This is a genomic window from Bdellovibrio sp. MYbb2 (assembly GCF_056175685.1).
This window is the reverse complement of sequence record NZ_JBJKJI010000004.1, coordinates 236,898-247,274: the sequence shown is the minus strand read 5'-3', so window position 1 is coordinate 247,274 and position 10,377 is coordinate 236,898. Positions and strand designations below refer to the sequence as shown.

The 10,377-nt window shown below is 46.5% G+C and carries 5 protein-coding genes and 1 pseudogene; 3 read left to right on the top strand and 3 right to left on the bottom strand.

All coding sequences use genetic code 11. The annotated features are described in order from the left end of the window. Nucleotides 1-2,646: pseudogene (locus tag AC04MQ_RS17740) on the top strand (hypothetical protein); the annotation flags it as partial. 82 nt (nt 2,647-2,728) lie between these two features. Here AC04MQ_RS17740 and AC04MQ_RS17735 read toward each other — a convergent pair. From AC04MQ_RS17735 to lepB, 3 genes are all read right to left on the bottom strand, one after another. After that, nucleotides 2,729-3,073, bottom strand: a complete 345-nt coding sequence (locus tag AC04MQ_RS17735) for a transposase (protein WP_475392733.1) — start codon at nt 3,071-3,073, stop codon at nt 2,729-2,731. An 861-nt stretch (nt 3,074-3,934) separates the two neighbouring features. Further along, complete coding sequence (locus AC04MQ_RS17730; protein WP_475392732.1) at nt 3,935-6,361, bottom strand: tandem-95 repeat protein; 2,427 nt, start codon at nt 6,359-6,361, stop codon at nt 3,935-3,937. Between the two features lie 97 nt (nt 6,362-6,458). Continuing rightward, complete coding sequence (gene lepB, locus AC04MQ_RS17725) at nt 6,459-6,968, bottom strand: signal peptidase I (RefSeq protein WP_475392731.1); 510 nt, start codon at nt 6,966-6,968, stop codon at nt 6,459-6,461. A 1,644-nt stretch (nt 6,969-8,612) separates the two neighbouring features. Here lepB and AC04MQ_RS17720 point away from each other — a divergent pair. Continuing rightward, nucleotides 8,613-9,392, top strand: a complete 780-nt coding sequence (locus tag AC04MQ_RS17720) for a hypothetical protein (protein WP_475392730.1) — start codon at nt 8,613-8,615, stop codon at nt 9,390-9,392. Beyond that, a complete protein-coding gene (locus AC04MQ_RS17715; RefSeq protein ID WP_475392729.1) occupies nt 9,389-10,363 on the top strand; it encodes a type II secretion system protein in 975 nt (324 codons plus the stop codon). The genes AC04MQ_RS17720 and AC04MQ_RS17715 overlap by 4 nt, the downstream gene beginning before the upstream one ends. Nucleotides 10,364-10,377: the final 14 nt, after the last annotated feature.

Sequence of the window (10,377 nt, the reverse complement as noted above, 5' to 3'; positions counted from 1 at the left end):
GAAGATCATGATGAAATCGATAATATCCTGATCGGAAATCTTGCGATGTATGGACGACGTCCTTTGGCAGACAAAATTTTGCTTGAGTCTGACCGAGAGGGTGGCTTTTCACCCGACCGAGCTGCGGCGATGTCAGGATTTTGGATTTCTAATCCTAGAAATATCGTTCGCGAAAACGTAGTGTCAGGAACCGAGGGCACTGGAATCTGGATGTCGTTTACTACTGGCGAATTCCCAAATACGAATGGCCGTATTATTGCCAATGAGCCGGTAACTATCGCTGGACAGCGAGTTGTTGCACGTCCGAATAAAATGCCTACGACAGATTTTTCCAATAACGTGGCTCACACAAATGATGTGGGTATGAATTGGGATGGAGCAACACGTGGACAAAGCGCTAATAATCCACGCAACCCTCATGACAAACTTATAGAGCTGGCACACTATGAACCTTCAGTAACGCCAGTTTATAGTAACCTTTCTGTATTTAAAAACAGATTCACGGGGATCTATTACCGTGGAAATACCGCGATATTTGATCGCAATATTTTGGCTGATAATGGTTGGAACTGGTGGGTGGGCTTCAATCAGTCGCTTACGAATTCTACAATTATCGCGCGCAGTAATAATCATGGTGCCAGCGATCAGAAGTATATGTATGTGGATGGAAACTTTAGGGGCAAGCAGCCGACGGGTGTAGTTCTTTATGATGGACCTGCAGAGGTGCATAACGTGAACTTCCTTAATTTCTCCACTCAGAAGACTATTGTGAATACTCACGGAACCGACTACGATATTACATCTGCTGCATTTGCCGATATCGGTGGCCATAATAAATATATGAATTTATCGTCGGGCATTTACATGTCACCCAGCAATCTGGTTTATAAGTTTTCATTAGGTTGGGGTAAGGAAATTATTCAAAAGAATTTCACGATGGGTTGGTATGATATCACCAACGGAACACATCAAAAGGATTTAGACGGAACTTTGACTGGGCGGGCTGGCTCTATTGTTGTTCCTCAGAATGAGTTTATTAATTACCCAGGTTGCCGTTCCCAAGCTGGGTATGACGGATTTGTAGTCTGTGATGGGCAGAGAAGTGTAAGCAGTATCTATATGGCTGTGAACAACAGCTATAAGGGAGGTGGTGGGACGCCATTCCTTGTATATAGAAATGATGGTCCTTCTTCCATGCCTGTAAATAATCCAAACGTGGATTTGGATCGCAGTTTCGATTACTTGCTGCTTCCCAATGTAAGAGGGATGAATAATAAGTTTAGTATGCTGTCAGGGTATGAATACACTGTTGTTTTCAGACGTAGTGACGTTCTTAGTGACTTTACCAAGAACCCAGACCCTTTGGTGCGGGTGCAGTTCTCTGGCATGGGGATGAATGAAGTTTCGCCGTTGGTTCGCTTTGTAGGCATTGGTCAACGATGCAATATTCAGGAACTGCAGCGCGCGGGCAGTCTGGAGCAATTGCGCTCTCAGAACAGTCCCGGATATGTTGTCAGCGGCAATGAAATTTATGCAAGATTCAGAACGAATGAACGTCATGATGTGACGACCGGTGCCACGCGTTCTCAGCAGTCTGTGGCAATTGCAAGAATTCGTTGTGATGATCTGCCTAAGCCAACAGTCATGGGATACTATGATCTTCAAGTAACAGATGGTAAGGCTTCTGTTTCTGGATGGGCCTGTGACCAGACTGTCAATGAGTCCATTGACCTGAATATTTATGCTGGTTCGGAAGTGATTGGCACATCACGAGCAAATCTGCAAAGTGAAAATCAGGTCCGCGCATCATGCGCTGCCTATAAAGGTAACTACAGATTCCGTTATGACCTGTCTGCTGAACAAACACGAAGATTTGCAGGTCGAAGAATTGATGTTCAGGGCGTTTCAAAATCAGGAGGACCTAATGTTGTGATTACGGCAGGGGGATCCGTGGTTATTCCACAGGACGGTTCTTCGACACCACCTCCTTCCACGACTCCAGCGCCGGTACCTGTGCCACCAGTTCCGCCATCGCAAATGGTCTGTGAAAGCACGGGTAGCTTCGGAAGTGGGGCGACCGCGACTGATTTTGCCTGTGATTGTACAGGTGATATGTCTGGTTGGGTTAATGTGGGTGGTGGCTGTTATCATAGGCCATCCAAAAACACATCCACGCCTGCACCAGTACCAACGCCTCCCCCAACACCTACGCCCGCTAGTTGTTCCTTTGCTGGCCGGACAGTGGCGCATGGTGCTAGTGTAACGGCGTATCTAGCGGCTTCGGTGAATCAGGGAAGTACTTGTTCTTCACAAGTGCGTACATGTAACAATGGGTTACTGAATGGCTCATATACCTATGAAACCTGTAAAGTGAATAGCCCATCACAGGCTGTTTGTAAAAGCACAGGCACTTTTGGGAATAGCACGGGGTTGACAGAGTTCGCCTGTGAATGCAATGGTGCAATGCCAGGCTGGAGAGATGTTGGTGGGGGATGCTACCATCGTCCGTATCAGGAAAAGTACTTCTGTACTGATCGTAAAACCAAAGTCTATTTCCGCTGTGAGATGGGCAATCCTGGTGCTGGATGGACTAGCGCTGGCGGCGGTTGCTATCATAAAGGGACCAATGAACCTTGCAGTAACTAAATAGAGACTGTGAAATGATGAATAGAAAAGGCCGGTATGTTCATCTGTACCCCATAAACTGGACAGATAAATAAAAGGCCTTTTAAGTAAAACCTCGGTACTCCGCCGGGGTTTTTCCTTTTAACCCCCACTGTGGGCGTTCGTTATTGTAATAGTAGATATATCTATCCACCTCTGCTACCAAGTCCTCGTAACTTTTGCAACTCTGTGTATCCAGTTCATCCTTCAGATGGCCAAAAAAGCTTTCAATCGGAGCATTATCGAGGCAATTTCCTCGCCTGGACATCGATTGAGTAACCCCGTATGAACTCAGTAGGTTCCCATATGGGCTCGATGTATAGTGATACCCTTGATCCGAATGTATGATTAGACCCCTCCGTGTTGCATCGGGTAGTTCGCTTAGTAAATTTCCTATCCCAACTGTCACAAGCGGAAGAGTTAAAAATCTGGATAAGCTGTGCCTTTAGTTCGTACTTTTTCATAATACGGCGAACCCTCTTAAGTGCATCCAAAAATATCTGAACATCAGCATCTTGATTGTGCGGGCTCCCACTTTTCCTCGACGATAATGAAAAACTTCCTGAATAAGCTCTTCGTCGGCTCGCGTGACCGCCGCGGACTCCGGAGTAGTGCAGATATTTAGCACTGATACTGCCTTTGCCGCGTTAAAATCCGATGGCAGTGTCGTAACTTGGGGTCCCTCGTCTGAGGGAGGCGACAGCACTGGAATCATCTTCAAAGACCCTTAGGAAAGTATGATCTGTACCCTCGTCACATCCTTTTCTACATCTTGTATTATTTTGCAACCGTCTAGCTCTAAATGGTCCGTCAAAAGACCGAGAAAACTCTCTGCAGGGGCACTATCCAAAACGCTTTAGGCAAGAGCGGCAGTAGTCGTTCTTGAACAATTCAACTTGAATGCCCGCGTTTATTTCGTTGCAATGAATGAGATGGCATCTGCAAAGGTGGAAGGAAATTGTCCCACCCGTTAGATTTGAAAGTGACGCATATAATGTGGGTGATGCGCCGGCCAGCCTCCTGTTATGCTCCAAAGCATAAATCGCTATATGCCCGGCCAACTCGCCAGGCTTTTTCGTCGTACACCAAGTTTTTCGAATCAACCGATTGATGCATCTCTGTAAACAGGGAGGGGCTTGCACTTGGTGTGTTACGCTGGGGGCGAACTTTTGATTGTGCCTAAGCGGCTTTTAGTGGCTGCTGCGAAGCTTTTTTCGCAGCGAACACACCAGAGCAGGTCAGGCCACAGAAGAGGGGGCCAGTTAATGGTTTATTGCACTTTCAAGATTTTTGTTCCTGGGAGTAACGGAAGTACCTCCACCCCAGGGAGCAGAAAGACGTCGTCGAAGGAGTAAACAAATTCTCCTGGTGACATCACCGCGATCTCGGCAATGATAGTGCCACGGAAGTGGTCATTATATCGACTGTGAACTTGCGGTGCATTCAAAAGCAGTCGAGAGAACTGAACTTTGCGGGAGTTGTGTCTCATTGCATCTTGAAGGACGGATCTTAGGTTTTCTGCTTCTGACCGCACCTGGCTTATTATCTGGGTTCCCCCAGTATCACCACGAGTTTTCAGCTCATAGGGCCAGCCACGTGCTTCGAGGGCCTCTAAACCGACTCCCATCATGATGGCTACGGAGCTAGACAGTTGCAGGTTTGAGCGCGTGCCGTCGGATGTAGGTGATGAGATATTCAAAGGCCCTTGAACAAAAATAGGGCCGGTTGCATATATCCTGCACCCCTTGGTTGTTCTAATGTTGGCAGAGTTTATCAAAACGGTACCGCGAACGATGATATCTCCTTCGCAGTTTACGGTGCTGGTATTTGTGAAGTAGCTTTTCGTTACACCATTGCGCCAGTCCATTCCTTGCAGGGCTCCCTTGATGTCATGGGTGGCATTTGTGTTAGTCATGCGGTTTCTGATATCACTTTCTGTTGGTGCGCCAATATAGATTTCGTTGTAGCCTTGTACTCGTCCCATTGACCTAGGTGACAGTATAGAAGACCCGGCCAGTGACCCGGTAAGGAGGTCGCGGGAGTCTCCATAAGGAAAGGTGACTATATCATAAAACTTTGGAGTGAGTTTTCGCAGGTATGTAGGATAAGGTTCAAAGTCGAAAGTGTAATTTCCCTCACGATTAGGCACATGGAGAGTTTGCGTGATATTTCCTGACTCCCAAGTTCGAATCACTTCAAGAATGGAAGCGGTATTGGTTTTTGGATCTATTGGTTTGGATTTGTCATAGACCCCAACAGAAGTGCTGTTGTATGGGTCTTGAGACCAACCGCCATCGGGACTGGCAAAGCTAGATCCATGCCCAAAGTCTGTAATGACGCTAGCATTGATTTGTGCGTGGCAGATTGTGCAGGAAAGGCCACGAACTGCCAGGCCGGGCTTTAAAACCAGAAGCGGATTTGCCAGAATACTGAATGTGACTGTCACCGGTACGGCCTGTTGTGCTTTGTCGAACAAATAGAACTTTGCAGAGTCTGTGACATCTTTCAATCCCGCTGGAGGTGTATAACGGTATTCATTTGTTCCAGCCATGGCCTCGAGCGTGGCTCCTAGATTTGTAGTGATTTTATTCTGTCGCGTCGAGGTTAAGAAGGATTGGACATTGCTGTCATCTGGATCGTTGATTTCCAGATTAAATACTAAGAAGTTGTTTTGATAAACTTCATAGGAGGTTTTTTTAAGGGTGGGCAGCTTGTTTACATGAGTCACCGTAAAGTTTACGGTGACATTTCTTTGATAGCTACCATTGCGAACAACCAGGGATGCGGTATCTGAACCATAAAACCCCGCATTCGGTTTATATGAATAAGAAAGACTTGATGATTGAATATTGGAAATGGTGCCTTTGGCGGGATGCGTCCCGACCGATAGCGTACTTCCACTTCCTAAGGATATACAGCGTCCTAAAAGAGACTGTAGACTGTCATTCAAGGTAGTGTCTTGGGCCAGTGTTCGGTTTAAAGTCAAAGATCCGGTGTCTGGGGTGACTCGAACTGTGACAACTCCGGTGCCAACACTGCCATGGGGATCTGTCACACGCACAGTTAAGCTATCGACACCACTAAAACCACACTTTGGAAAATAAGAGAATTTGTTGCCGCCCTTGGATTGAGCACTTCCACCTTGCGAAAAGGATGAAACTGAGTATGTCAAGGTTTGATCGTCAACATCAGTTGCTGAAATGACAATATCACCAGTTCCATTGGCAGAAACCACGCCGACTTCTTTATTTTCCACTACGGGTGCATCATTAATAGGATGCACTCGGATTGAAGCAGTCTGCGAAATCACTATAGGATCTTTTGTTTTAGGGTCATTCACAACGATTTGAAAGTGGAAGCTGTCATCACCAAAGAAATTGAGGTTGGGAATGTATTCAAATCTTCCGCTGGTGGCGTCAAAAGACTTCAGACTTCCATTTTTGGGAGGCGCTACAATTTTAATTTCAGGTTTGGCTGTGGGGGTACCCATATCTGACAGAAGTTTCTCTGTATTAATAATATCTATTAAAGCTGTGTCCTCATCGACCTTAAAATTGGAAGAATACTTTCCTTGAGAATAAGATGAAAAGTCAGGAGTGAAGGCGACCTGAGAGCAGTTTACAAAGAATAAAGAAGTCATAAAGCCAGTTGCAATTACTAGTGCCCCAATTTTCAGTTTTCTTTTTAAATGTGCCATTTTCATTCCCCACGCACTAAGGCGTAAGAGTTTATCGGCCAACCCTTCGTCGGGCTTAAGGAATGTGAGCTTTTTATGTTCTGATTGTCTTAGAAGATTAGGGTTTGGGTAGGTTTATTATACGACCAACAATCTGTTGACGGCTGATAAAGCCGTACTTCGAGCCATCAAAGCTGCCCCCAGGGTTGTCACCTAATACTAGATAGCTGTCTTTCGGTACAACGGGATAAGAAGCTGCAAATAGCTTTAGCATCTTAGACTCAAGAATATACTCTAAATTTTTTGAGTTTTTCTGAATCAGACCATTGATGTGAATCCGTCGATCTTTATATTCGAATTTATCGGCGGGTATTGCCAGTACTCGTTTGATAATGCGGTTCTTTTTGCCTGGAACTTCAAAAGCAACAATGTCGCCACGTTTGACAGGACGGCATGAGTAATAATTAAGATCCAATTTCAATTCTTGATGATGGTGCAGTAATGGTGACATGGATTCACCATTGACGGTGACTTGCTCTATTTTTGTTGGGCATTGTGCCCAACCAGTGGCGCCCCCAAGGAAGCACCAGCAGTATAGTGGTAAGAATTTCTTCCTGGTCAGGTACATATCTCCTCTGGACTATTTCGAAATGATGGCCGCTTCAGGCAAAGTCCTGAAGCGGCCATTGATGATGAGTTATCTAGGGTGCAGGTGGGTCGTATATAACGTTACTTCCGGCGCCCTCGTAAATGTACGTGAGTCTAGTGCAAGTCCATCCAGATGCACCACACCATTCACCGGGAAGGAACTGCCCTTTGTTGCTTTCACTGCATTGAATTTTTGTTCGTCCATCAGCTAATGTCGGACCTGAGCAAGGGCTGAATGTCACTTGATGTGAGGTCCATGCCATTCTACTAGACGTACAGGTATTGTAGGTGAAGCTACCGGATAAAGTGCCGTTGGTGCAGGTTCTATTTTCTGACTGGCAACTTGGTGCGCCGGATGGGCTTTGGTATGCCCTGATAGACTTGCCGTGCGCAACCGATGCTCCATTGAATGTACATGAAGCAGGAGCAGGCTGGACATAGCAGCTGGTATTGCTATAGCTGCCGGAAAGGGAGCCGTTCACACACTGACGGACTTGAGAGGCACAGGTTTGGCCATAGGCCACTGACGAAGCTGCATAGGTGGTAACGCCTTGGCCATGAGCAATGGTTTGTCCGTTGAGCAGACACGAGGCTGGCTGTGCTGCGGAACAGCTGCCATACTGATAGCTTCCACTCAGGGCCCCATTGGTACATGTGCGGGATTGCGATGTGCAAGTGCTACCATAGCTTACGCTAGAGGTAAGAAATGCGGGAATACTTTGACCATGAGCAATAGTCTGTCCGTTAAATAGACATGATGCAGGCTGTGCGACAGCGCAGTTTCCATATTGGTAGCTGCCACTTAAAGCTCCATTGTTGCATGTACGTTGTTGTGAGTTGCAAGTCATTCCAAAGGCAACACTGGAGGTTGCATAGGCATTAATACTTTGTCCGTGGGCTACGGTTTGACCATTAAATAGGCAAGATGCTGGCTGATTGATCGCACAGCTGGAAAATGCGTAAGATCCGCTAAGGACACCATTCGTACAAGTCCGAGATTCCTCTTGGCAATTGGATCCATAGGACACTGATGAGTTTTGATAGGCTTTGACAGATTGGCCATGAGAAATAGTTCTTCCATCGAATAGGCAGGAGGCATAGTCCCCCACGGTGCAGCTTGCATAGTTATAGGATCCAGAAAGCTGCCCATCAGAACAAATCCGGTCTTCAGATTGGCATTCCGAACCTGCTGGAACTGTAGAGTTTAAAAAGGCCAGGGCACCTTCGCCATCTTGCAAAGTTTCTCCATTAAATGAACAGGTGAGGCTGCCGATTGGATCTGTGGGAAGAGCCGTTACTGTGTCTTCCGAAAGTGGCGCATCAGCAAACTGCACTTTTGAGCAGTTTTGAAAGGTAATGACCAGAAAGAATACTGAACTGAAAAGAACTGCGTGGCGCATAAGCCTACATGTTTTCATTTTCCCCTCCGAGGTAATATTTATCGGCGGGCCGGCTAAAGGTATTGAGCAAGATTTATTGATTTTTGTTCTGAGATTTACAGAACTCTTTCATGGGAATTTGTTCTGCCCCTTGTAGAACGGTTTTGATTGTGCGGATCTTTCCAATTTTCTGAAAATACCGATGATTCCAAGAGAAGAGTGTTTTTCAGTATTGGAGAGGCCCCATGACAATCTTAAGTAATACTCGAGGGATGTCTGCGGTTCAGGTTCTGATGGTAATGGCAGTTATGAGCATTGTTAACCTAGGCATTATGCAGATCATGGAAACGCAGGACAAACGCCACAGAGAGTTGAACTTTAAAACATCAGCCTTGGCTATTCGCCAGAATATTGTGGCTTTGTTAGGGAATCAAGGAGCATGGAGTAGAACATTTCAAGCTAATAGTGCTGTTATGAGATGCATCTCTTCGAACCAGACGTATTGTAATCCGGCGAAGCCCGATCAAATTGCAAGACTCCGCTTTTTGGATAGTTCAGGCGCGGTTATTTTAGATCCAGCTCCAAACATGGGTTTTACTGCGTATGGTGAACCGTGTGATAGCTATACGCCTGCAGGTAATGACAGATGTCCTTTGCGAGTAGAGTTGTTCTGGCGTGGGGCTTGTACACCTGCGACATGTGCTTCGTTTCCCACAAATGCAGCAGAGGTTAAATATCAAGAGTATATTTCTGTGCGATTTACATTTTCTCCAGGGAGTAGCAGGGGAATGGCTTTTAATACTCAAAATTACAACTTAACAGAGCAAACTCGAATGCAGCTGGCGGATAATGTTTCCCCTGCGGTAGCATGTGGGCTGACCGGTGGGATATTTGTTGGTCCGGGTGCAAAGGTAGGCACACACACGGCAGATCAGCGAGGTTGTATTCCTTATGCTGCATTTTTTGGTGCCAAAGGAGACAGTGGCCCGCCGGGCCCCCCAGGTCCTCAAGGAGTCTGTCCATGATCATGAAGGGCAAACCACACCAAAACAATAAAGGTTTTACGCTGGTTGAAGCTCTGGTTGGTGTTGCTCTGCTTGGAATTGTGCTGTCGGTGAGTTTAAAAATGATGACAGAACAGTTGCAAAGGCAGCAGGCCAATGAGGTTTATACTTCATTGGTGACCATGCGGCAAAATATTTTGGCACATATCACCAGCCCCCAGTCTTGGGAAGAAACCAAAAAAAGAAATTTATCTTTACGATGTATGCTGAATTCACCACATACCTGTGTTCCAGGCGCTGCGATTCCGATTAATTTATACAAGTCCGACAAAACAATTTTAGTGGAAACCTTGAATGGGGCTTCGGGTATGAATTACTCGATGCAGCCGTGTGGCAACTATGGAGCAGTAGATACATGTGTATTTAAAGCCAGAGTCTTCTGGCAGATTGTGTGTGACGGAGCACCGGGCTGCCATTTCCCGTCGGAGAAGGTGAGTGTTCGTTTTTCAACGAGTAAACCCGACCGCTGGCATGTTGCTAAGTACAATATGCAATCAATAAGTAGGCCTCGAGACTCTTCCGATGCGGATTCACCTGTTATAACATGTGTGAACAAAGGCGACATGATGTTTATTGGGCATGCTCAGTCGTTCACCAACGCATCAGGTTCCACGGTTACAGCGGACTCGGAAGGCTGTGTTCCTTTGGCGGAGTTTAAAGGACCTATGGGGACCACAGTTGCTGGGCCACCTGGGCCGCCGGGAGTTCCGGCGCCAACGCCGGGTCCTACTCCTACGCCAACACCGGGGCCTGGAGGTCCTAGGGGCGCATGGAGAGCTACGTCAGGAGGTAGTGATAGCCGATGTCATCCTTTTATAATCATCAGCTATGGCACTAGTTGTGAAATTGGGGAAACCCGCGAAACGTATAATCCGCTACGTCCACCTTTCACAAGTGCGGTAACCTGTCGCTATAGATGTGTTGCCGATTAGAACAGTAAATACGG

Coding starts and splice junctions, on each gene's coding strand:
- AC04MQ_RS17730 (WP_475392732.1), bottom strand. CDS start 6,361: ATGGCACATTTAAAAAGAAAACTGAAAATTGGGGCACTAGTAATTGCA.
- lepB (WP_475392731.1), bottom strand. CDS start 6,968: ATGTACCTGACCAGGAAGAAATTCTTACCACTATACTGCTGGTGCTTC.
- AC04MQ_RS17720 (WP_475392730.1), top strand. CDS start 8,613: ATGACAATCTTAAGTAATACTCGAGGGATGTCTGCGGTTCAGGTTCTG.
- AC04MQ_RS17715 (WP_475392729.1), top strand. CDS start 9,389: ATGATCATGAAGGGCAAACCACACCAAAACAATAAAGGTTTTACGCTG.